This is a genomic window from Leptolyngbya sp. Cla-17, assembly GCF_016807185.1.
GTDB lineage: Bacteria > Cyanobacteriota > Cyanobacteriia > Leptolyngbyales > Leptolyngbyaceae > ULC077BIN1.
Genome location: NZ_JAEVYN010000001.1, coordinates 894,107 through 917,110 on the forward strand (window position 1 = coordinate 894,107; position 23,004 = coordinate 917,110).

Consider the following 23,004-nt stretch of genomic DNA (forward strand, 5'->3'; position numbering starts at 1 on the left):
AAAAGTTCTTGAACCCAGAGAGTTTTCACGCTCATTTTAGTTGCTCCAACTATCCAAATCTTGGTGTTTTCCCGCTAATACTATGACTGACGTAACACTTAAAGGCTTTGCCTCACTTCCTGCCGATACCTTTGCTGAAGGTCCTTCCTCTGGCAGCACGATTACGGGCACCACAAACGGACGACCCATTCCCTTCTCGAGTCAACCTGTTCAAGGCTTTAGTGGAGTGCAGTCTGCAACCACAGGTCTATATTGGTTCCTAAGTGACAACGGTTTCGGTGCCAAAAATAACAGTTCTGACTATTTGCTCAGACTTTATCAGGCTGATCCTAGTTTTAAGGGCACCGAATCGGGCAATGGTGGCTTAAACATTCTTGGGTTTACCCAACTATCTGACCCTGACAAAAAAGTTCCGTTCAAAATCGTCAATGAAACGACGGGCGATCGCAACCTCACCGGAGCCGACTTTGACATTGAATCGTTTACGCTGGCGAAAGATGGCACCATCTGGATCGGCGATGAATTTGGACCTTACCTGCTCCACTTTGATGCCACAGGCAAATTGCTGGAAGCACCGATTCCTACGCCCAACTACACGACACTCAACACCTTGGACGGCAAAGCTCCATTGGTGATTGGACACCGGGGCGCAAGTGGTGAACTGCCAGAGCATACGTTAGAGGCATACAAACTGGCGATCGAGCGTGGAGCCGACTTCATCGAACCTGACTTAGTTTCCACCAAAGACGGCGTGTTGATTGCTCGTCACGAACCCATTTTGGGCGGCACGACTGATGTGGCTAGCCGTCCTGAGTTTGCTGATCGCAAGCGCAGTGGCACCATTGACGGCGTGCTCTACAAAGACGAATTTTTTGCGTCTGACTTCACCCTGGCGGAAATCAAAACCCTCCGGGCGATCATGCCACAAGGTTTCCGCACCCAGGCATTCAACGGCGTGTTTGAAATTCCCACGCTGCAAGAAGTGATCGAACTGGTGCAGCAAGTCGAGCAAGACTTGGGCAAAAAGATCGGCATCTACCCCGAAACCAAGCACCCTACTTACCATGACAACCTGGGTCTATCCCTAGAAGAACCCCTGCTGGCGACCCTGCAAAATACCGGATTCACCGACCCCAACCGCGTCTTTATCCAGTCCTTTGAAGTCTCCAATCTGAAGGAACTGAACACCAAGACTGACATTCCCCTGGTACAACTGCTAGATGCTTATGATGTGGATTACGCCACGGGCGCTCTGCTGTATCAGGATGAATATGCCCGTCCCTACGACTTCACCGTTAAGGGCGACACTCGCACCTATGGCGATTTGCAAACTCCCGCAGGACTGGCCGAAATTGCCACCTACGCGGATGGCATTGGTCCTTGGAAGCGCATGATCGTTTCCGTCAAAAATGTGGACAAAAACAATGACGGCAAACCCGACGACTTGAATAATGATGGCACGATTAACGATGCCGATCGCGTGACCCTGGCTCCCACCAGCCTGGTAACTGATGCTCATGCCAATGGCTTGTTAGTGCATCCTTACACCTTCCGCAACGAAGGACGTTTTCTAGCATCAGATTATAACGGCAGCCCCAACCGCGAATTTGAACAATTCATCAACTTGGGCGTGGATGGTTACTTTACCGATTTTCCTGGCACGGGCGACCTGGTGCGCGACCAAATTACCTCACCGTTTGTTCGCTCACCCGACAATGTTGAAGTGACCGCCAAAACACCATTCAACACGCTCAACGGCAACCAGCCCATTGTGATTGGTCATCGCGGCGCGAGTGGCGAACGTCCCGAACACACGCTGGCGGCTTACAAGAAAGCGATCGCCGATGGTGCAGACTTCATCGAACCCGATTTGGTCGTCACGAAAGATGGTATTTTAATCGCCCGTCACGAGCCGATGTTAGCCGTGTTGAATGCGAATGGTACGCTCAACACCACCGACACCAGCACCGATATTCACCTGCGTCCTGAGTTTGCTGATCGCAAAGCCACCAAGGTTTTAGATGGCAACACGGTAACAGGCTGGTTTGCCGAAGATTTCACCCTGGCAGAAATCAAAACCCTGAACGCGATCGAACGCATTCCTGCTATTCGCGGCACCGCCTTCGACAACGATGGGTTAAAAGTCCCGACTCTGGACGAAGTGATCGACCTCGTGCAGCAAGTGGAAGCCGAAACCGGACGCAGAATCGGCATCTACCCCGAAACCAAGCACCCCACCTTCTTTGCAGCACAGGGCTTCAACACCAGCCAATTGCTCGTTGATACCCTAGTGAGACAGAACTTCACCAACCCATCGCGCATTTACATTCAATCCTTTGAGGTTGCCAACCTGAAGGCATTGAACGCGACGATTATGCCCAACGCCAACATTGATATTCCCCTGGTGCAACTGTTTGGCGGTTCTGGTCGCCCCTATGATTTTGTCGTGAGTGGCGATACGCGCACCTACACCGACCTCTCGACCCCAACCGGACTGGCAGACATTGCCACGTATGCCCAGGGCATTGGTCCCAACAAGCAGCGGATTGTGCCGCTAGCCACCGTCGATCGCAACAATGATGGTCGTCCCGATGACCTGAATGGTGATGGACAAATCAGCGATGGCGATCGCATCACAGGCACACCCACCTCGCTGGTTGCCGATGCTCATACGGCTGGCTTGCTGGTGCATCCCTACACCTTCCGCGACGAAAGCTTCTTCCTGCCCAACAGCTATAATGGCGACCCGCTGGCTGAGTTCAAGCAATTCATTGAACTGGGTATCGATGGCTACTTTACCGACTTCCCTGGCACAGGCGAAGATGCCCGTAGCACCTTCATCACACCTCCAGCCGTTGCTAATCTTGCCGGTTCGGGTGGTTTTGAAGGCATGGCAATCACCCCGGACAAGTCCACAATTTACCCACTCCTAGAGAAAACTGTAGTCGGTGATCCAGCAGGTTCTCTGCGGATCTACGAGTTTGATGTAGCATCCAAAAAATATGAAGGCTTGGTTGGCTATTACCACATGGAAAGCGCCAGCAACGCGATCGGGGATTTTGCTGTGATCAACGCCAACGAATACCTAGTGATTGAGCGGGATGGCGGGCAAGGCGACGCTGCTAAGTTCAAGAAGATCTTCAAGGTGGATCTTTCTAAAATCGATGCGGCTGGGTTTGTGGCGAAAGAAGAAGTGGCAGATTTGCTGAACATTCAAGATCCTCAAGATTTGAATGGCGATGGCAAAACTATTTACACCATGCCTTTTGTGACGATCGAAAATGTTTTGGTACTCGACAGCAAAACCATTTTGGTTGCAAACGACAACAACTATCCGTTTTCTCTCGGTCGTCCTCCCGCGATCGACAACACCGAAATCGTCACTTTAGAACTATCTAAGCCTCTGAATGTAGATAACGCTATCTTCAGCAGCACCGTCAAAAACCTGCTGCAAGGCGGAGCGGGTGACGACGTACTCGTTGGCACCAACGGCAATGACGAACTCAATGGAGGCGAAGGCAACAACACTCTGCATGGTTTGCTCGGAAACAATATCCTGATTGCTGGCAATGGCAATGACACCGCTTATGCAGAAGGCGGCAATGATGTGTTTTTGTTGGGTAACGGCAACAACACGGTATTTGCCAATGCCGGCAGCGATCGCATTTCCACTGGCTTAGGAAACGACACCATCTATGCCGATCTGGGCGATGACTGGATTAATGCAGGTGATGGCAATAACACGGTGTTTGCCCGGGAAGGAAACAACCGTGTGGCAACGGGGCTTGGCAATGACACCATCTGGGCCGGTATGGGCAACAACTCCATTACCACCAGTGCTGGCGATGACCTGATCTACGTCAGTGGCGGCGGCATCAACACTATCAACGCGGGAATTGGTAACGATACCGTGATCAAAGGCTGGACTGGCAACGGTGTGGATACCTTTGCGCTGAATGCTGGCGTAGGGTCGGTCACCATCTTTGGCTTTGACTCCAACGATAAGATCACACGCAGTTCTGGATTGGTGGCTAGCGACATGCTGACCATCACCAAGAGTGAGTTCGACACCACGATCAGCAAGAATGGTGACTTGCTGGCAACCTTGAAGTGGTACACCGGGGATGTTGTTGCTTAAGCGACAGCTTCAATCTTTAGAGTAGGAATCCTACTAGCTGAGGCGATCGCGTTCTTTTATAAGGCGCGATCGCCTTTTTTCTATGATTAATTGACGGTTAGTTAATCCGTTCGAGCATGGACTGCGTATACCAATCACAATGGTACTAAAGCACAGTGCCGATCCCAGTACTCAGTCTGCTTAGGCTATCAAAAAATTATTAAACCTATGCCAAATCGTTTTTTAACTTCCCGTCGCTTGCTTCGCAATATCTCCCTGATTTCATTGATTGCGGTGGCATTTGCCTATGGTGTCTCTCGCATGGCGTTTTCTAGTGCTGCCAGCAATCGCCCCGCTCTAATCGTGGCAGGAAAAGCGCTTGAGCCTGCGATCGATATTTCAGCCTCTACAGTGAAAGGAGAGCAAACCGCAATTTTTGCAGGGGGCTGTTTTTGGGGCGTAGAAGCTGTTTTTGAGCATTTGAAAGGCGTTTCTGATGTGGTTTCTGGTTTCTCTGGGGGTGATGCAGCAACCGCAAATTACGACGCAGTGAGTTCTGGGCAAACCGGGCACGCCGAGGCAGTGAAAATCACCTATGACCCCACGCAGATTTCCTATGGACAACTCCTGAAGGTTTACTTTTTGGTTGCCCACGACCCAACTCAGCTCAATCGCCAAGGTCCCGATTCGGGAACTCAATATCGCTCAGCGATTTTTGTAAACACGGCTGACCAGAAGCGCGTAGCAAAGGCTTATATTGATCAGCTTGATAAAAACCAGGTTTACCGTGCGCCAATTGTGACCCAGTTGCTTCCTTCTGATGATTTTTATGCGGCTGAGGAATACCACCAGAATTTTATTGATCGCAATCCCAACTACCCCTATGTCGTGATCCACGACTTGCCAAAACTCGATCACTTGAAGCAGCAATTTCCAGACTTATATCAATAAGCGGCAATCGGCGCAAATTGCTGCATAAAACCGTTGCTCCATACCGATCGCGATCGCAAGTTTCGCAATCCTTTCGGTCTACTCGTAAGATATAAGAAGGGGAGCAACTGTTGATCAAAATCCCTCTCATGCCCAGGGAAAGGGCTTAGCGCCTGCGGCATTCAAGAAAAAGGTGAAGCGGATTGAGAAAATTGCGCCTTGCGTAAAGTCAGCAGAACAGGGTTTATCGGCTGTCGTCAGTTATATATCAACAATCGCTAGATTCAATGATGGAGAAGGGCAACCGAAGGTAGGAAGTTCATCGTGAGCCATACGATTGTCTGGTTTCGTCGAGATTTACGCATCGCGGATCACGCCCCTATTTATCGGGCGGCATTGCGCGGCGGGGTGATTCCAGTATTCATTTTTGATCGATCGCTGTTGCATCATCCTGAGACAGCAGTCGCGCGGGTGGCTTTTTTGCTAGAGGCATTGAAGGCGCTCGATCAAGAGTTGCGCGATCGCGGAGGGCGGCTGATTATTCGGTTTGGCGATCCGGTAGACGTTCTACCAAAGCTCATTCGAGAAACTCAGGCAGAGGGCATCTATGCCTACCTCGATTTTGAACGGATTTATGGTCGGGTGCGGGATGCCCAATTAAACCAAGCATTGGCTGAACAAGGGTTAAAAATTCGCTGGTTTGAGCCTGCTGGAACGACCGCCGATCTGATTCCCTACCCTGACTATCGGGCATTGTGGTATTCCCAAATGGAATCTGGTGTGTTGCCCACACCCAGCCGGATTGATCTGCCCGATGGAGTGTCAGGTGAACCCCTGCCAACCTTGGCAGAATTGGGACATCTACCCGATGGCAAACCCATTCCACCTGCCAGCATTCATGCTGCGCGCCAACTGCTACAAGATTTTTTAGCAGAAAAGAGCGATCGCTACTATTGGCAGCTCTCTTACCCCAGTGCAGAAGCGACCACGGGGCTGAGTCCCCATATTAAGTTTGGCGTGATTTCGGTGCGGGAATGCTATATGACTGCCAAGGCCCACGATCCTCAAGGAAATTGGAAGGTGGCGCGCAGTCAGCAGCAATTAATTGCACGAATGCGGTGGGGGAGCGGGTTTGCCCAACGATTTCGCTATATGCCTCAGCTAGAGGTGCGATCGCTCTACAGTGTTTTTGATGAAGACGGCTGGGGCTTCGACGAAGAACTCTATCAAGCTTGGCAAGAAGGATATACAGGCTTCCCGATTGTGGATGCTGCCGCACGATGTTTAAAGGCGACGGGCGGCTGGCTGGCACTTAACTTTCGATCGCGGGCGCTCTACTCAAGCTTTCTGAGCAACCTGTTAGGAATGGATTGGCGGTATGGCGCGCTTCACTTTATGCGTCATTTAATCGATGGCGACTGCCCGATCGATCACTATCAATGGGCAATGCAGGCAGGCGTAACCCACTGCATTAGAGTTGTTGGGAAATAGCTTAGAGTTCAGTTAAAATTCTGACTTTCTTGGTTTCTAAAGTAGTTTTCATGCTGCCATCAAGTAGAAATTCCATAATCCAGCCGCAGTCAACATTAAATGATCGTCAAACGCCTCAATGCGATTACGATAAACCGCACTGACTGCACCATAACGTTTGACCCCAGCAAAGGCATTCTCACAAACGACACGCGATTGACTCAAAGCTCGATTGTCAGCCTTTTGCTCTGGGGTTAATTCGCCTCCCCTCGTTTTTTTATGCGGAATGCGAATGTTGTCATACTGCTTCTGAACTCCGAGAAACCCCAAATCCAGTTCAACGGGAATCTCATCGGGCACACCGCCCACGATGTCGTCTTCGTCGTGGAACTTTTTATCATGCAGTTTCCCTTCCCGTGCCTTGCTTAACACCAATACCCGCTTGCCTTGGTCTACGGCTGCGAGATGTTTACGAGTATGCCGTTTCTTTTTACCGGAGTAATTCAGCTTTTGTGCTTCCGGGTTTTGAGGACGGGCAATGGGACGTTCGGTGCCATCCACCATGACTCGCTTCACACCAGGAAATCGCTCAACAAACGCCTCAACGCTCGTCAGTTTGCGTTCTGGCAATGCCAGCTTTTCACCCAGGGTAGCCTCGAGAATCGGTTGTAAACGATGCATCCAGTAGTGCGCTTGGGCGCGGTCAATCTCAAATAACAGTCCTGCCAAATCAAACGTAGGGTAGCTTTTGAAGTAGAACAGGATATAAAACAATTTGTCCCGAAACGTGCGTAACCGAGCTTTACGTCCACCTCCCAGAGCACGTTGGCGAGGTTGTTGAAGTTGTATTTGCTCATAGACCCCACTGAACGGTGGCAAGAGCGCATCAAACGCTTTCCGGTTCAACCCAATCATTGCCCGGAGCAGTCGGTCTTGCTTCAATGCCCGTTCGATGTTCAGCATTATCCTATCTAATCACTAACTTGCTATTTCGCCTTATTCCCAAACAAGTCTATTGATAAAACCTGGACGCGGATTTATAATCCTGAGCAAACTGCCGTTGATCGCTGTGACCCCGATGGATTGTTCATTAAACGCTGGATTCCTGAATTAGAACAGGTTCCGCCCAGCCAGTTAGGAATGCCACCCACACTCAACGGCTATCCCGCACCCATTTTGGACTATAAAAAAGCGCGACGGCGACGAGTGAAACACCTGGAAGCGCAGCGCCAAAAGTTTCTGCATCAGGACAATATCGTGCCCTATTTGGGACGAATGCCCCAAGATGTCACCCCCTTTGGCAGCGATCGCTATCTCAGTGAAGTCACTTGGGCAGCCACTCCCAATCTTGATCTGTTTCCACCACCCCTCAATTTGGAAGCGCTGGATGAGGCTCAGGCAGCGGCGTTGCGAACCTGGTTTGTTGCCCATGTCAATGTCAAACCGCGCCAGCCCTACCGTCGCAAATCTAAACCAAAACTAGAGCCAGTCGATATTCAACTCAGCCTGCTTTAACAAAATAGTAGAATAACGAGGGTTATTCGGCGGCATGTAGGGATAAAAGACAATGACAGAAGCGGCGATCGGGATTATTGGCGGCAGCGGACTCTACAAAATGGAGGCGCTCAAACAGGTAGAAGAAGTGCAGATCGAAACGCCCTTCGGTAAACCCTCGGATGCGCTGATTGTGGGTAGTTTAGACGGTGTGCGCGTCGCATTTCTAGCACGGCATGGGCGCAATCATCACCTGCTGCCCTCGGAACTGCCGTTTCGGGCAAACATCTACGCGATGAAAAGCTTGGGCGTAAAATATCTGATTTCTGCGTCGGCTGTGGGTTCCTTGAAAGAAGAAGCCAAACCGCTGGATATGGTAGTGCCGGATCAGTTTATTGATCGCACCAAAAATCGCATCTCCACCTTTTTTGGCGACGGCATTGTGGCTCACGTCGCCTTTGGCGATCCGGTCTGTCTTAAATTGGCACAAGTTTTGGGAGATGCCGTCGAAAGCTCCAATCTTACGGATGTCACGCTACATCGGGGCGGCACCTACGTTTGTATGGAAGGTCCTGCCTTTTCAACTAAGGCAGAATCCAATCTGCATCGCAGTTGGGGCGCAACCATTATTGGCATGACGAATTTGCCAGAGGCGAAGCTTGCACGAGAAGCCGAAATTGCCTACGCAACGCTAGCCTTGGTCACAGATTATGACTGTTGGCATCCCGACCATGACAGCGTTACGGTCGATCTAGTTATTGCCAACCTGCAACGAAATGCAATCAACGCTCAAAAGGTGATTCAAGAAACCGTGCGTCGCCTTGCCGAAAATCCGCCGGATTCCGACGCTCACTCCGCTCTGAAATACGCCATCCTCACGCCACAAGACAAGATAGCCAACGCAGCGAAAGAACGCCTACACCTGTTACTGCAAAAATACCTGACGAGTGACGAGTAACGAGTGGCAAGTTTTGTCCTTCTAGCCCCGCCTTTGTATGTGTTCTCTTATTTATGCCTGAATGCCCTAAATGTCATCAGTTTGTCAGATCTCAGGCGATCGCGTGCCCTCATTGCCGATTGCCGTTAAAGGCCCATGGGCATCCTGGTATGAAGCTGTTTCAAGCGACAAACGATGAGCCGCTTTGTGCAAGCTGTGTTTATCACGCTGACAATAGCTGCAATTTTCCCAAGCGCCCTTATGCGATGGACTGCACGCTGTATCAAGATGTGGAGCAGCCTCAAGCAGTGAGTTCCCAGCCTCAAGCTAGTTTTCGCTTGCAGCAGTGGGTCAAACGAAACACACCGTTGCTTTTAGTCGCAGGTTTGTTGATGATTAGCTTAGGCGTTGTTTTGGTTCGTCGTTAGGGCGAACTATTGAGCAATGCCGACAGCAACATCCAGTTTCGCTAGATCACCTGGAAGGTCTTCCAGCAGGTGATCTGCTGGCAAAACGGGTTTGGCAGTTTGGAATACGGCAACATCAAACCAAAAGGTCGTACCTACGCCCACTTCGCTTGACAAGTGAACGCGGCTCTGATGTTTTTCGACAATATTGCGAACGATGGACAAGCCTAATCCGGTTCCTTCTAGGGTGTGAACTCGATTTTCGACTCGAAAGAAGCGATCGAAAATTGCCTGCTGATCTTCTACAGGAATGCCAATGCCAGTATCAGCAACTTCTATCCGCACTCTGGGAGTAACCAAAACGTTGAATAGTTCATTGTCCTGTTCTGGTTCGCTAGCCTCAATTTCTAGCAAGTGTGCCCGGATGGTCACCGTTCCACCGGATTGAGTAAACTTCAGCGAATTGCCAACGAGATTTGTAAATACCTGTAGGAGCAGATCGTAATGTCCCAAGACGGAAGGCAGATTGGGCTGAATTTCTTGTTTTAGCTCAATTCCTTTATCACGGGCATTAAGCTGACAGGTTCGCAGCGTTTGCTCAATGGGCTGGGCTAAATCTACTGCTTCAAATCGGTATGTTCTACAAGATTCCAGTTTGGTTAGGTCGAGGACGTCGTTGACTAGGCGTGTCAGGCGATCTGTTTCTCGGTTTGCTGTTTCCAAAAATTCTCGCTGTTCTTCCCGGCTCAAATCCTCGCCATATTCATGCAGCGTTTCTATAAAAGATTTGATGTTAAACAAAGGGGTTCTTAATTCATGAGAGACATTACTAATAAACTGACTCTTCGCCTCGTTTAGTTCGGCTTCACGGGTAATGTCTTGAATGGTAATTGCCACTCCTTTAACCGTTTCACGCGCTAAGTCGAGCACGCTCGTTAGCAAAATGCGAATGGTGCGGTCTACAGGTTCTTTGAGGGTGACTCGAAATTCACCGCCTTCTCGCATTTCCCCTTTTGCCATGCGATAAAGCGGGCGAGTAATTTCAGATTGAATCGCATTGGGTAAGGAGTACAACACGTTGTTGCCTTCGATCGCCAATCCTTCCCAATTTAAAAAACGTCGTGCGGTTGTATTCACTAACACTACATGCAATTCCGTATCCAGCAAAACCGCACCATCAGCGATCGTGGCTACCAGAGTTTCTAGCTTGGCTTTTTCGGCGGTGAGTTCTTCAATATTTTGTTCTTCGTAGCGCTCTAGCTTTTCTGCCATTTCATTGAAGCTGAGGATTAATTCCCCAAGCTCACCACCAAAGGGCAAGTCCACTTGCTGTCTAAAGTTGCCAGAGGCGATATTTTTAACGCCGACCAACAATTCTTTGATCGGGCGCGTGATGGTAAGCGCATTAAATACTGCTCCTAGGATCACCATGACCCAGATAGAGACAAACACTGCGATCGTTACATCGCGAGTCAAGTTAGAAGAAGTCACAACTGTGGGATTGGGATTCGTGCCGATCGCCAAGACTCCCTTATAAACCCCCTCATAAATAATTGGCACAAACACATCGGTGACCTCTCCATCAGGGGTCAAATGTTGCCGCACCATCGGCTCATCCGTATGTTGGGCGTAATCATCGGGAAGATGAATTTTGCGGCGAAGGGTCAAAGAGGTTTGAACTTCCGATTCTGAAAAAGGAATACCCAAATAGATACTTCCTTCCTCATCGGCATACAGCATGTAGCGAATACTAGAAGTGCTGCTGTAAAAACGGTGAGAAAACTGGGCAAGCTCTGTTTTGTTGTTTTCGCCAATCAGCGGTGTCACATTTGCGGCTAACAGTAAGCCCAAATCGCTGCCAAATCTGGTATCGTTCAAGCGCGCATCTTCTTGAATGATATTAACCGCCCAAAAGGTTAGGCCGCTCATCAACAGTGAAACGACGAGGGTTGCCACAGCCATGAGCTTGGTCTGGAGGGTAAACTCTAACCACCAGCGGGCGATTGTTTCTCGAATTTGCCTTAGGAAGTTTATCAAAGGTCAATGATGGCTATTTGTATTAGAAAATAAAGATAAATTTTAAGACGAATAATCTCGTCCTGTTTATCTATATATTCTCTAACAATTTTCCTAAGAGAAACAAGAGAATCCAAATTTCTCGACATTCAGCATAGGAAAAGACTTATTAGACCAATAGTTTCGCTGACGTAGACAATTCTGGTTAGCCCATTTGATGCAGATAGCGTAACCATATCTACAAAAGATAGCGCTGCTCATGGCAAATCGACCCCTCGCAAGGCATGATGATTTCCTGACCCAAAAGGATGAGCGTTCTTCGGCTTGAATACTTTGGTCGAAAGCTTCCATTGGAGGATACTTTTAACTTAGGTCGCAGGTAGTATTGAGTCGCTTTCAGTGCCAACTTTTTGCTTGGTGCGGCGCGCTTGATGTCCAATATCTTGCCGATAGTAAGCGCCATCAAACTGAATGTGTTTGACTGCCTCATAGGCATTATCTAGGGCTTCATCTATGCTGTCGCCCACGGCGGTCACCCCTAACACTCGACCGCCATCGGTAATTAATCCCTGGGGTTTACTTTGAGTTCCGGCATGAAAAACCATTGCTCCGCCTACCTCTGCTTGGTCAACGCCGCTGATCACTTTTCCTTTCTGAAAAGTTTCGGGATACCCTTCGGATGCCATAACGACGCAAGCCGCCGCTCCCGGTTTCCATGCGATCGCAGGCTGTTCGGCAAGGCGCTGATGGGCACAAGCAACTAGCAACTCATCTAATGGGGTTTCCAGCAGAGGCAGCACAACTTGCGTTTCAGGATCACCGAAGCGGCAGTTAAATTCAATTACTTTGGGGTCGCCTTGGGGCGTAATCATCAAACCCGCATACAGTACACCCCGATAGTCAATGTTGCGATCGCGAAGAGCAGCGATCGTCGGCTCCAAAATTTCCTGCTGAATGCGTTCCATCAGGGCTGGAGTTACCACCGGTGCAGGGGCATAAGCTCCCATGCCGCCTGTATTCTCACCCGTATCTCCTTCTCCAATGCGTTTGTAATCCTGGGCTGGCAGCAGAGGGCGAATCGTAATGCCATCTGTGATCGCCAAAATAGAAACCTCTTGCCCAGTTAAGCATTCTTCGATTAGAACCCGTTGTCCGGCATCGCCAAACTTGCCCTTAAACACTGCTTGAACCGCAGTTTCCGCTTGTTCAGATGTGGTGGCAACGGTTACACCTTTGCCGGCAGCTAGCCCATCCGCTTTGATCACAATTGGCAACCCTTGGGCGCGAACATACGCCAACGCCGGGTCAACAGCCGTGAAAACAGCGGCTTTGGCAGTCGGAATCTTAGCTTCGTGCATCAAGTCTTTTGCCCAAGCTTTACTGGCTTCAATTTGAGCGCCCAGCTTGGTTGGACCAAAAACGTTCAGCCCTTGGGATTGAAGAAAATCGGTGATACCTGCTGCAAGCGGCACCTCTGGACCCACCACTATCAGCGAAATGCCGTTCACCAATGCAAACCGAGCAGTCCCCTCAAAATCTGAAACGTTCATTGCCAGATTGCGACAGCGAGGCATCGAAGCAGTGCCACCCGTGCCAGGAACACAAATAACTTGCTGCACCTTTTCTGATTGCAGCAGTTTCCATGTGATGGCGTGTTCGCGCCCTCCATTGCCAACGACCAAAATCTTCACCGTTTTCAAACCCCTTACCGAAGATAATGGCGATTTCCAAAGCAATTCCTGTGGAAAGCTTCGCTAACGCTACGTAAATCGCGCAATCCACATTAAACGCATTTTATTATGTCATGGTCTTGCCTTGCCGATCCCTCTAAAACAGACAAAATTTGGCGGGAATAGGCATTGGTGGATCGCAGAGGCGATGAAGCAGAGGCAATTAAATAAGATGATAAATGACACAAACGTCGTTTGGAGTGGGCTTTGCTTCAGCAGTGAATTATCTTTTCTTTGTAGCCGTTGCAAGCATAAACAAAATCTCAAAAATGGGAAAGCCCAATACTTTAGAAAAACATCGGGACACGGTAGGGTGTAAGGGCAGAAGGAAGTGGAACCTTTAGCCTAAATGCAGGTCTGATGGTTTAGTGCTTCAAACAAATCAGTTCTGGGGGAAAGAAATGGTGTGGCTGTGGAAGAGTCAGTTGAAAGCAGGAATTTTTCTCAGCCTGATCGTGGGAGTCACAGGAATCAACACAAGTATTTTGCTGTTGTTTTGGCAAACCGACGCGATCGCCCAAATTAGCCAGCTATCCCTGCCTCAAAATACTCCAGAATCGATCTCACCGGCCTCTCCAACCCAATCACTTCCCCCTAGCATTCAGACCACTCCAGCCGCTCCAGTTAATCCGCCTGCTCCCGCCAATCCGCCCAAACCTGTTCCAAGCAAAAAGCCCGCAGACACGAAAAAACAGCCCGTTGCCGAAGAATTCCCCTCCAATCCTCTGGAAATTACTCAGCCTGATCCTCTCATTCCATACGATTACAAAGATCGTCCTTTGACGGCTCAAGAGATTCGGCAGCTGCGAGTGGGGGCAAATCGGTTAGCCATCATTGGGGCAACAAAACTGGAACAGGGCGATCGCGTGGCTGCTTTCAACGCTTGGAACCGAGAATTGCGATTTCGTCGTTTGGCAGGTCCTTTGACGGAAGAAGTGCTGACCTTAGGTCGAGTGGGCGATGTGGCATGGCGAGAAAGCGATACAACTCAACTGCGTTGGATCACAAAACGACTGGATGAGATTTTGGCAAAGATGCAGACAGACCAATCTGCCAGCAAGGGGCAATTGGCGACACCCGTTATGCCCGCTCAGCTTGAAACGCTCCCCCCCGATCTTTCTCTAGAGCTGGAACCCAGCCAACCATCAAAAATAACTGAGAGCAGCCCTTCATCCAATCAGCCTCAAGCGCAAACTCAAACGGCTCCAACCCTGACAGCCCGACAGCTTTTTGGCACTCTTGATACCAATCCCTTAGCCGTGGGTGGAGTGAACGCGCTCGTCATTTTGGGGAGCCTGAATAGAGAGGTCTCTTTGCTGGATGCCCTGGGATTTGCCTATCAGCAGGTGCGCTTACCCCAAACAGCGGTCAAAGTTTATCAGCAATTGCTGGCAGAAGCCCGACGACGCAATGATTCATTCAAACTTGAAGCGACACTGATTACCTTGGGGCAACTTCATCTTGCTTGGTTTGATTATGGTAGTGCTGTGCAGCCCTATCAAGAGTTATTGGCGAGATCGCGATCGCGGCGTGACCCAATCAATTTTCCGTTGTATCTTGATCGGCTTGCTTACATTCATGAGCAGGCAAAGCAGCCAGCCCAAGCCATTCCCTATCAAGCGCAACTGATCACCTTTCATCAGACTGCTTTGGGGGATGCGAAGCTCATTCCTGCCTTAACCCTCAAAATTGCTGACAACCATCGCCGTTTGGCACAACTCGATCAAGCCGAAACTAACTATCAGCTGGCATACAAGCTCGCGATCCCACTGTTACAGTTTGCTCATGCGGCAGATGCGCTCAAAAAACTAGGAGATTTGTATCGAGCAAACAATCGCCTCGATTCAGCATTGCGCATGTATGCCTTTTTGGTTGAAATTGAGCAACAGGCGTACAACACCTACGGCGTGATGGATGCCTATGATCAAACGGGGCAAGTGCATTTGTTGCGAAAAGAATATCCTGAAGCGATCGCCGCCTTTCAGCAAGCCTTACCTTTAGCTCAGCAACTCAAATTCCGCGAAGATTATTTTGCCACCCGCATTCAAAAAGCCTCAGAATCAAAAAGCGAGTGACATTTGCACAGCGTCTCACAGCGTCTCCGCAGAGGGTGTGGCGAATGCAGAATAACGAATGCAGAAATGGTGAGTATGAAGAATGCCGAACGATGAAATAAGGAGTCAAGAACTCCGCACTTCATTTGTAACGCGTCTTTCGTTAATCACACTTCTTCTATGCCAACGTGCATCGCTGTTGCAATGCCTGCCGGAGTAGATCCTTATACTGTCGATTGTCGATCACGTAGGCACCAAAGCGCTCTAAATGAGGGTTCATCATTTGAGCATCGAATAAAGTGAACTGGCGATCTCGCAGGTGTTCCACCAGCTTTACCATGGCAACTTTGGATCCATCGGGAATCTGAAAAAACATCGATTCACCAATAAATGCGCCGCCAATCACAATGCCCAAAATGCCGCCCGCCAATTTGTCGCCCTGCCAGGTTTCAAAGCTATGTGCCCAGCCTTCTTGATGCAGCGACCAGTAAACGGTTTTGAGTTCCTCAGAAATCCAGGTGGTTTCGCGATCGGCGCAGCCTGCCACAACGCTAGCAAAATCCCGATTGACGGCAACAGTGAACCGCTCTTGATTGAGCACGCGCTGTAGCGATTTAGGATAGCGAAAGCGATCGTCCAGCGGAATCAGCGTCCGCTGCCGACTCGAATACCAGCCCAAATCGTCGCCCGCTTCATCTGCCATTAAAAAATAGCCTTGGGCGTAGCCGTGAATAATGGAAGCAACATCCAACTGACTGCTCACCGATCGCGTTCCTATTTCGACTTTGCAGGGAGTCTGCCTATTTCTTCTTTAACAATTTCTTGAATCAGGTTCGTCATTTTGGGCAACACGAGCTGATTGGACAGGCGAATTGACTCAGACATTAATCTTGGCGTAGTTGTAATCACTTTTTGCCCGGTAGGAGTTTTGTAAAAAGCAATCACATCTTTTAATTCTGCTTCTGTATAAAATTTCTCGTATAAAGAATAGCTGATTTGCTCAGTAATTTGTTTCATATCCAGCACTTTAGGCACACGCTCTCGATAGCGCTGAATAATTCTCAGCGCCGTGTCGTTGGTCTGTTTCTCCAATGCGTCGCCCTGCAAACCAGAATCCTTTAAAAAACCCGATAACAGTTTAGGTAACTCAGCTTCCATTTGAGCTAAGCTTTGACTCAAAATGGCGTTAGCACTCTCTCCAGCTTGGGTGAGTTCCAGCAATTCTCTAATTAGAGCGCGTTTTGGAGATGGCACGGCTTGGGCGCTAACAGAGCCTGCCCATGTGCTGGTAATAAGCAGCGTAATTCCCGCAAGCTTGATGATCGGTTGCAGCATAGTTTTGGCGATCGCATCTTTGGCATTTCAACTATAGGCTACGGTTTAGCCGACCTGCTAGCAAGATTGATCGGGGCAAACATTTGTGTAGAGGTGTTTCTATGGCGCTATTGAGTCGTTAAGACGGGCTTACACTGTAGAACAGGTGATTGAACCTTTTTAATCGTGCCGATGGTTGAACCGATTCCAAACATCACGCTGCCCCCCGCCCACAACCCTGTTCAGGAAGGGGAATGGCTGCAAACTGCCTTGTTGAACTGGCTGGACACAGAATTTTTACCAGAACAGGTGAATCAACAGATTGCTAAACGAGCCGCGCAAATTTTTATGCGTCAGCGAATGGAAGGCGAAAACGATTTAATCTCGTTAACGATGGCAATCGTCACGGAAATGGAAGCCTTTGATTTTTCCAACAGTTTTTATGGACAATTTGCGATCGCCAACGCCGTTAGCGACCTCCTGCTAGACAGTTTGGGCATTGATCGCTGCTGTGGACAGTAAAAAGTACGAAGTGCGGAGTGCCGAGTACGAAATGTGAAGTACGGAGTGCGAAGTGCAAAACTTTGACTCCGAACTCTGAAACCCGAACTCTGAAACCCGAACTTCCGCACCCCAAACCCCGAACTCATATGCCGATTGATTTTTATCCACCTCGTCGCAATGTGCCTTTCGTTCGGCTGATTCAAATGCTGGCTCCCCTAGTTGCACCCTGGGGCTTTCAAATGGATTTAGAGGTGGAATATGAGAGCCTCAATCAGTTGATAGCGCTGCGAAACGATCGCGTGTTGCTGATGCCCAATCACCCCACCTTTCATGATGTGATCGCGATCTTTCTACTCTCTGGCAGATTAGGGCAATCATTTTATTATCTAGGAGCCTATGAGCAATTACAAAGCAAGCTAGGGCGCTTTTTTCAAGCGATCGGTTGCTATTCGGTTCGGCGCGGATTAGCCGATCGCCCCAGTATCATCCAAACCATGGAGCTATTGGCGCAACCCGGTTGTCATCTGGTCATTTTTCCAGAAGGGGGGTGTTCGTTTCAGAACGACATCGTGACTCACTTTCGGACAGGTGCGGTGCAGTTGGCATTTCAGGCAATAAACCGTGTGGTGAGGCAGGGTAATGATCCTATCGATCTCTATGCAGTTCCAGTCAGCATTAAGTATCGCTATACCCAAGACATGACGGTCGCGGTTGAAAAATTATTGACTCAACTTGAACAAAAATTAAAAGTGCCGACGAGAGCGGGCAACTATCAACGGCTGCGAGCGATCGCCGAAACAGTGCTGACTCAACTTGAACAAGACTATGGCATGGCATCGGCTGACTCGACCCTATCTTGGAATCAGCGCATTAAAACTCTGAAAGCCTACGTTTTGCAAACCTGCGAACAGCAGTATGGGTTAACTTCAGCGGCAACCGACCTCGATCGAGAGCGCGTTTATCGGGTTTTGAACGCAATACAAACCGAAGCAGAGCCATTAAAGGTTGGATTGCAAACTGATCGCCCATGGACAGCGGAATTTGTCGAGAGATCGATGAGACGAGTGCTGAATTTTGATGCAATGTATGACGGCTATGTGGCAGAAAATCCCACGCTAGAACGGTTTATGGATACCTTGATTCGGCTAGAACGAGAAGTGTTCAACATCGATCAACCTGCTCCCAAAGGACATCGAGTGGCAACCCTAAAAATTGGCGCCCCAATTAACTTAAAAGACTCATTCACGGCGTTTCAAACCAACAAAATAGCGACCGTTAATGAAACGATGCAAACAATTCAGCGAGCGGTTCAAACGAACCTGGACTTGTTGAATCAATCCCGATAATTTTGGTAAAAGTAGCGATCGCATTAGCCCCTAGCTCAACAGTAGGGGAATGTTGGCAGTGCCCAAGCAGCGGCTTATCATAGAGAAAATCTCAGCAGGGAAAAAGGTATGTTTGGCAAAAAGCCTCCGTCCGAGCCTTCTAAATCTGAGCAACCTAGCCAATCGCAAAGCCTCAGCAATGTCACACTCACGGGCGGCATGGTGCAGCTAGGGCAGGCGGGAGGCGACCTCCAGCAACACCAGCAGGGAGAGTTGCAAACTCAGCAGCAAGGCATTACGAGTGCAGACGTGGTGACGTTGTTGGAACAGTTGGAAGCAGCGGTGAAGGGATCATCGCTTGATCCGACTCAGCAAGAGGAACTGCTCGACTATCTGCGCCCTGCCAAACGGGAGGCGGCAAAGGAAACCCCCAGTAAGGAATTGGTGGGGCAAAACCTGAAGCAGGTGAGCGAAACCATGAAAACCTTGAAGGACACCAGCGAAGCGGGAAAAAGTTTGTGGCAAACCGGGACGGATGTTTTTAAGACTGTTGCCCCGTGGCTGGGAATCGCCGCTGCTTTTTTTGGCTGATTGGGCATGTGAATGGAGGGGTCGGGGTTCAGACCTCCGATTTTTTCGAAAAGTCGGAGTGTTTTGCGGTGAGGAACTGGCGTGCAAGATCAAAATATTGATCGCAGCGAGATTAACGATAGCGATGTGCGGCTGGGGCAAGCAGGCGGCGATCTAATCCAGGGCGATGGCAGTCAGATCACCAAGGTCTATGTCGATCTGGTAGGGCAAAAGCATCCACAATGGACGGATCGCCAACACCGAATTCTCCAAAAAGTACAGGATGATGTTGCAACGAGGCTCTCGTTTACGCTCAATGACGAGGAGGTGCTGATACCGCTGCGGCTACAGGATGAGAGCAAAGCTGTGAGTCGGGCATCGTTGAAGCTGCGACGTAAATTAGTGACCCCTCAGACGCAGATATCAGACCTGAAGCAAGCCATTCTAACGGTGTTTTGTCGTTCAGATATTCGGGGTAAGCTGCTGCTTTTAGGTGCACCGGGAGCCGGAAAAACCACCACTCTGTTGACGTTGGCTCAAGAACTGCTGGATGAAGCCTTCACTACACCGGGCACGACAATCCCTGTAATCTTTGAACTATCGGCATGGAAGCAAGATAAGCAAACACCCACACTGCGACACTGGCTGATTGCCCAACTTCAGGATTTATATAACCTCCAGCCCCAGGAGGGTGCCCAATGGCTGGAGGAAGAGTTGCTGCTGCCCTTGCTGGATGGCTTGGATGAGTTGGGCATGGAGCCGCAGCGGCAGTGCATTGCAGCCATCAATGCATTCGCGCAGAGCTATCCGCGAATGGTGGTGTGCTGTCGCGAACAGGAGTATCGCGAGGGTGGTGTGACCCTAGACAGTTTGCCGGGGCAGGTGTGTCTGGAACCGCTTAGTGATGCCCAGATTGAGCAATACTTGCGGGACTTGGGCTTGGAGGCACTGTGGCAAGGCATTCAGACTGAGGCAGCGATGCAGCCGATGCTGAAACCCGATGCAGACGGCAACCCCGGTATTTTGCGGGTGCCGCTGCTGTTGAGCATGGCGGCAGTGACCTATGAAGGGCAGGCATTTACTAAGCGGGCTGCGCTGTATGACGCATACATTGAACAGCGACTGCACTATGACACGCGGGACGCAGACCGAAAACAAAGGGGTATCCAGGATAATCGACAGTGGGCGTACGAAACTCTGGCACAAGAACCTAGCTATCAACAAACCCAACGGACGTTGGGCTGGCTGGCACGGCAGTTGCAGCGAAACAACATCGTGGAACTGCTGATTGAGCGCATCCAGCCCGATTGGTTGGAGACAAAGCAGGCACGACGACGCTATCGGCTGATTAGTGGACTGATTGTTTCGTTGATTGTTTGGCTGATGATTTTGATGGTTGGTGGGCTGATTTTTGGGATGATTGGTGGTCTGATTATTGGGATGCTCATTAAGCTGAGTGATATTAAACCGATTGAGGCATTCAAAACTTTGATGTCGCGCGATGCGCGGCGAGAAATTTTAAACAGTTTGAAGGCTGGTCTGATTGTTGGCTCGATTGTTAGCCTAATCGGTGGGCTGATTTTTGGGCTGAGTGGTGGTGTGAGTGGGCTGCTGATTTTTGGGCTGAGTGGTGGTGTGAGTGGGCTGCTGATTTTTGGTCTAGTTGCTGGTCTGATTGGTGGGCTGATTTTTGGACTGATTTTTGGACTGATTTTTGGTCTGATTGCTGGGCTGAAGCAAGACTTACAACTGAGATCGCGCCCCAACCAGGGCATCTGGAACTCGCTGCAGAGTTTCTTGTGGACAACCGCCCTCAGTTATCCCCTCGGCATTCTTTTGACGTTCGGAATCTCAGCACTTCCCAGCATCGTTGCCCAGGGTATCAGTCAGGGAGAAAGTGGTTGGGTCATCCTTAGTTCCCTAGGAGCCGCCTTCCCGGAATTCTTATTCACCGGGATTTTTGGTGCCCTGCTATTTGGCTTTGTAGTAGGAGGTGGGCTTGCCTGCGTTCAGCATGTTTGCCTGCGCTTCGTCCTCTGGCAGAGTGGCGTTGCCCCCTGGAATCTAGCGCGGTTTCTCAACTACTGCGTCGAGCGTCGCTTGCTCCAGCGGGTGGGTGGGCGCTATCGCTTTCTGCACCGAGAATTGCTCGACCACTTTGCAACTCAGCAGCCGAGAATTTGACTGCTAACCTGACCGTTCCAGTTCAAACCAAGAAACTTGGAGTTCAAAACTCGACTGTTTTGAACCCCCAAGAGAATCCAGATCGCGCTTGGCAACCACAGCTAGCAATGCTCTTGGTTAGGATAATGGTGAGCTAAGCAACATGCACCCGTTCACAGCAAACTTGAACGTGACATTATTTAGGAGCGATCGCGCCAAAAGCGTCGAATAAATTTTGGTAAAAGTAGCGATCGCTAGCGCCAAAATTGCCTACCAGCGGTATAAGAAGATCATTCCTCACAAATTGTCTACCTGACCCACTCACGCCACGCCTTCATCCGTTCCACCTCGTCTTGCTAAAAGTCCTCAGTCCTCTATCATCATTTTGCCCATGGTTACATTGCTCGAAAACCCACTCCGCTCTGGCTTGCAACAAGACCGCGTACCAGCGCCGCAAATTTTGACCATTTTTGGTGCCTCCGGCGACCTGACCCAGCGCAAACTGATCCCTGCCCTCTATCAGATGAAACGGGAGCGCAGGCTTCCTCCTGAAATCACTATTGTGGGCTTTGCGCGCCGTGAATGGACGCATGACTACTTCCGCGACCACATGCGTGAAGGCGTTGAGCAATTTGGCAGTGGATTAGGCTCCGAAGCGACCTGGAACGAATTTGCCAAAGGGCTTTACTACTTTGCAGGCGATTTAGACAATCCAGAAAGCTATCAAAATCTAAAAACCTTTCTTAGCACCCTGGATGAACAACGGGGCACTCGCGGCAATCGGGTCTTTTATCTATCTGTGGCACCCCGGTTTTTCTCCGAAGCAATTCTTCAGCTAGGTGCCGCTGGGATGATTGAAAATCCCAAAAAGCAGCGAATGGTGATCGAAAAGCCGTTTGGGCGCGATCTAAGTTCGGCTCAAGCATTGAATCGAGTCGTGCAAAAAGTCTGCGATGAAACTCAGGTCTATCGGATTGACCATTACTTGGGCAAAGAAACCGTTCAAAATTTGATGGTGTTTCGGTTTGCCAATGCCATTTTTGAGCCACTTTGGAACCGTCAATTTGTCGATAACGTTCAAATTACCGTCGCCGAAACGGTGGGATTAGAAGGACGGGCAGGCTACTACGAAACGGCTGGTGCCCTGCGCGACATGGTGCAAAATCACCTGATGCAGCTATTTTGCCTGACCGCAATGGAACCCCCTAACTCGCTAGATGCAGATAGCATTCGGGGTGAAAAGGTCAAGGTGCTGCAAGCGACCCATTTATCAAACGTTGAGGATATTCGTTTAACTGCGACTCGTGGGCAATACACCTCTGGATGGATGAAGGGTAAGCAGGTTCCTGGATATCGAGAAGAAGAAGGCGCAGCGATCGACTCAATCACGCCCACCTATGCAGCGCTCAAGCTTTCTATCGATAACTGGCGTTGGAAGGGCGTTCCTTTTTACATGCGAACTGCAAAACGGATGCCCAAAAGGGTTTCAGAAATCTCTATTCAGTTTAAGGAAGTGCCGTTTTTAATGTTTCAATCGGCAGCCCAACAGATGAACCCCAATGTACTCGCCTTGAGAATCCAGCCAGATGAAGGCATCTCCATGCGGTTTGATGTAAAAACGCCCGGAAATTCTCTCCGCACGCGCCCCGTAGAAATGGATTTTCGCTATGAGTCTGCGTTTGGTCAGCCTAATACTGATGCTTATGCTCGGTTGCTAATCGACTGTATGTTAGGCGATCAAACGTTGTTTACTCGCGGCGACGAAGTGGAAGCCTCGTGGCGAATTTTAACTCCATTACTGCAAGTATGGGATGCGCCTGCTCCCCCAGAAGTAGTTCCGCTATATGAAGCCGGAACGTGGGGTCCTGTGGAGGCTGAATTGCTGTTACAACGAGATGGGCGCAAATGGCGCAGACTGTTGTAAAGGCGTTATTAATTAGGGATGGCGGGTAACGAATGCCGGATCATTACTG

The 23,004-nt window shown here is 49.8% G+C and carries 18 protein-coding genes; 12 read left to right on the forward strand and 6 right to left on the reverse strand.

What is annotated here, in order from left to right; translation table 11 throughout:
- Positions 1-82 precede the first annotated feature (82 nt).
- Positions 83-4,138 carry a glycerophosphodiester phosphodiesterase family protein gene (locus JOY44_RS31260; RefSeq protein WP_171572440.1) on the forward strand — a complete coding sequence of 1,352 codons (4,056 nt, stop codon included), beginning with the start codon at positions 83-85 and terminating at the stop codon, positions 4,136-4,138.
- A 207-nt stretch (positions 4,139-4,345) separates the two neighbouring features.
- Entirely contained in the window at positions 4,346-5,068 is a 723-nt protein-coding gene (msrA, locus tag JOY44_RS04090) for a peptide-methionine (S)-S-oxide reductase MsrA (RefSeq protein ID WP_171572441.1), read from the forward strand.
- Here msrA and JOY44_RS04095 read toward each other — a convergent pair.
- On the reverse strand, positions 5,062-5,229 hold the full coding sequence (locus JOY44_RS04095) for a hypothetical protein (protein WP_171572442.1): 168 nt from the start codon (positions 5,227-5,229) through the stop codon (positions 5,062-5,064). The genes msrA and JOY44_RS04095 overlap by 7 nt on opposite strands.
- 142 nt (positions 5,230-5,371) lie before the next feature.
- Here JOY44_RS04095 and JOY44_RS04100 point away from each other — a divergent pair, with 142 nt between their 5' ends.
- Positions 5,372-6,538, forward strand: coding sequence for a deoxyribodipyrimidine photo-lyase (locus JOY44_RS04100; protein ID WP_197984943.1), 1,167 nt, complete (start codon positions 5,372-5,374; stop codon positions 6,536-6,538).
- A 48-nt stretch (positions 6,539-6,586) separates the two neighbouring features.
- On the opposite strand, the gene JOY44_RS04105 is transcribed toward JOY44_RS04100, so the two are convergent.
- Positions 6,587-7,480: a transposase family protein gene (locus JOY44_RS04105; RefSeq protein WP_171572443.1), complete on the reverse strand. Its 894-nt coding sequence runs from the start codon at positions 7,478-7,480 to the stop codon at positions 6,587-6,589.
- A gap of 51 nt (positions 7,481-7,531) precedes the next feature.
- On the opposite strand from JOY44_RS04105, the gene JOY44_RS04110 reads away from it, so the two are divergent.
- Genes JOY44_RS04110 through JOY44_RS04120 form a run of 3 tightly spaced genes read left to right on the forward strand, consistent with a single transcriptional unit; the run spans position 7,532 to position 9,376 of the window.
- On the forward strand, positions 7,532-8,032 hold the full coding sequence (locus JOY44_RS04110; protein ID WP_171573689.1) for an FAD-binding domain-containing protein: 501 nt from the start codon (positions 7,532-7,534) through the stop codon (positions 8,030-8,032).
- Positions 8,033-8,084: 52 nt separating this feature from the next.
- Complete coding sequence (locus JOY44_RS04115; protein WP_171572444.1) at positions 8,085-8,969, forward strand: S-methyl-5'-thioadenosine phosphorylase; 885 nt, start codon at positions 8,085-8,087, stop codon at positions 8,967-8,969.
- 53 nt (positions 8,970-9,022) lie between these two features.
- Positions 9,023-9,376, forward strand: coding sequence for a zinc ribbon domain-containing protein (locus JOY44_RS04120; protein WP_171572445.1), 354 nt, complete (start codon positions 9,023-9,025; stop codon positions 9,374-9,376).
- Positions 9,377-9,382: 6 nt separating this feature from the next.
- On the opposite strand, the gene nblS is transcribed toward JOY44_RS04120, so the two are convergent.
- Complete coding sequence (nblS, locus tag JOY44_RS04125; protein WP_171572446.1) at positions 9,383-11,392, reverse strand: two-component system sensor histidine kinase NblS; 2,010 nt, start codon at positions 11,390-11,392, stop codon at positions 9,383-9,385.
- A 347-nt stretch (positions 11,393-11,739) separates the two neighbouring features.
- Positions 11,740-13,062 carry a phosphoribosylamine--glycine ligase gene (gene purD / locus JOY44_RS04130; RefSeq protein ID WP_171573690.1) on the reverse strand — a complete coding sequence of 441 codons (1,323 nt, stop codon included), beginning with the start codon at positions 13,060-13,062 and terminating at the stop codon, positions 11,740-11,742.
- 440 nt (positions 13,063-13,502) lie between these two features.
- On the opposite strand from purD, the gene JOY44_RS04135 reads away from it, so the two are divergent.
- Positions 13,503-15,176 (forward strand): tetratricopeptide repeat protein, encoded by a 1,674-nt coding sequence (locus tag JOY44_RS04135; protein WP_171572447.1) that lies wholly within the window; start codon positions 13,503-13,505, stop codon positions 15,174-15,176.
- A gap of 157 nt (positions 15,177-15,333) precedes the next feature.
- On the opposite strand, the gene aat is transcribed toward JOY44_RS04135, so the two are convergent.
- Together aat and JOY44_RS04145 are read right to left on the reverse strand one after the other, a co-directional pair.
- On the reverse strand, positions 15,334-15,918 hold the full coding sequence (gene aat, locus JOY44_RS04140) for a leucyl/phenylalanyl-tRNA--protein transferase (protein ID WP_171572448.1): 585 nt from the start codon (positions 15,916-15,918) through the stop codon (positions 15,334-15,336).
- An 11-nt stretch (positions 15,919-15,929) separates the two neighbouring features.
- Positions 15,930-16,490 carry a DUF2059 domain-containing protein gene (locus JOY44_RS04145; protein ID WP_171572449.1) on the reverse strand — a complete coding sequence of 187 codons (561 nt, stop codon included), beginning with the start codon at positions 16,488-16,490 and terminating at the stop codon, positions 15,930-15,932.
- 171 nt (positions 16,491-16,661) lie between these two features.
- Here JOY44_RS04145 and JOY44_RS04150 point away from each other — a divergent pair, with 171 nt between their 5' ends.
- The 5 genes from JOY44_RS04150 to zwf all read left to right on the forward strand — a co-directional run bounded on the left by JOY44_RS04150 (position 16,662) and on the right by zwf (position 22,955).
- Complete coding sequence (locus JOY44_RS04150; protein WP_171573691.1) at positions 16,662-16,991, forward strand: hypothetical protein; 330 nt, start codon at positions 16,662-16,664, stop codon at positions 16,989-16,991.
- 128 nt (positions 16,992-17,119) lie between these two features.
- Complete coding sequence (locus JOY44_RS04155) at positions 17,120-18,319, forward strand: 1-acyl-sn-glycerol-3-phosphate acyltransferase (RefSeq protein ID WP_171572450.1); 1,200 nt, start codon at positions 17,120-17,122, stop codon at positions 18,317-18,319.
- A gap of 108 nt (positions 18,320-18,427) precedes the next feature.
- A complete protein-coding gene (locus JOY44_RS04160; RefSeq protein ID WP_171572451.1) occupies positions 18,428-18,889 on the forward strand; it encodes a hypothetical protein in 462 nt (153 codons plus the stop codon).
- An 81-nt stretch (positions 18,890-18,970) separates the two neighbouring features.
- Positions 18,971-21,052, forward strand: a complete 2,082-nt coding sequence (locus tag JOY44_RS04165) for an NACHT domain-containing protein (protein ID WP_171572452.1) — start codon at positions 18,971-18,973, stop codon at positions 21,050-21,052.
- A 370-nt stretch (positions 21,053-21,422) separates the two neighbouring features.
- Positions 21,423-22,955 (forward strand): glucose-6-phosphate dehydrogenase, encoded by a 1,533-nt coding sequence (zwf, locus tag JOY44_RS04170; RefSeq protein ID WP_171572453.1) that lies wholly within the window; start codon positions 21,423-21,425, stop codon positions 22,953-22,955.
- The last annotated feature ends 49 nt before the right edge of the window (positions 22,956-23,004 follow it).

Coding starts and splice junctions, on each gene's coding strand:
- JOY44_RS31260 (WP_171572440.1), top strand. CDS start 83: ATGACTGACGTAACACTTAAAGGCTTTGCCTCACTTCCTGCCGATACC.
- msrA (WP_171572441.1), top strand. CDS start 4,346: ATGCCAAATCGTTTTTTAACTTCCCGTCGCTTGCTTCGCAATATCTCC.
- JOY44_RS04095 (WP_171572442.1), bottom strand. CDS start 5,229: ATGCCGCAGGCGCTAAGCCCTTTCCCTGGGCATGAGAGGGATTTTGAT.
- JOY44_RS04105 (WP_171572443.1), bottom strand. CDS start 7,480: ATGCTGAACATCGAACGGGCATTGAAGCAAGACCGACTGCTCCGGGCA.
- JOY44_RS04115 (WP_171572444.1), top strand. CDS start 8,085: ATGACAGAAGCGGCGATCGGGATTATTGGCGGCAGCGGACTCTACAAA.
- JOY44_RS04120 (WP_171572445.1), top strand. CDS start 9,023: ATGCCTGAATGCCCTAAATGTCATCAGTTTGTCAGATCTCAGGCGATC.
- JOY44_RS04135 (WP_171572447.1), top strand. CDS start 13,503: ATGGTGTGGCTGTGGAAGAGTCAGTTGAAAGCAGGAATTTTTCTCAGC.
- JOY44_RS04145 (WP_171572449.1), bottom strand. CDS start 16,490: ATGCTGCAACCGATCATCAAGCTTGCGGGAATTACGCTGCTTATTACC.
- JOY44_RS04150 (WP_171573691.1), top strand. CDS start 16,662: ATGGTTGAACCGATTCCAAACATCACGCTGCCCCCCGCCCACAACCCT.
- JOY44_RS04155 (WP_171572450.1), top strand. CDS start 17,120: ATGCCGATTGATTTTTATCCACCTCGTCGCAATGTGCCTTTCGTTCGG.
- JOY44_RS04160 (WP_171572451.1), top strand. CDS start 18,428: ATGTTTGGCAAAAAGCCTCCGTCCGAGCCTTCTAAATCTGAGCAACCT.
- zwf (WP_171572453.1), top strand. CDS start 21,423: ATGGTTACATTGCTCGAAAACCCACTCCGCTCTGGCTTGCAACAAGAC.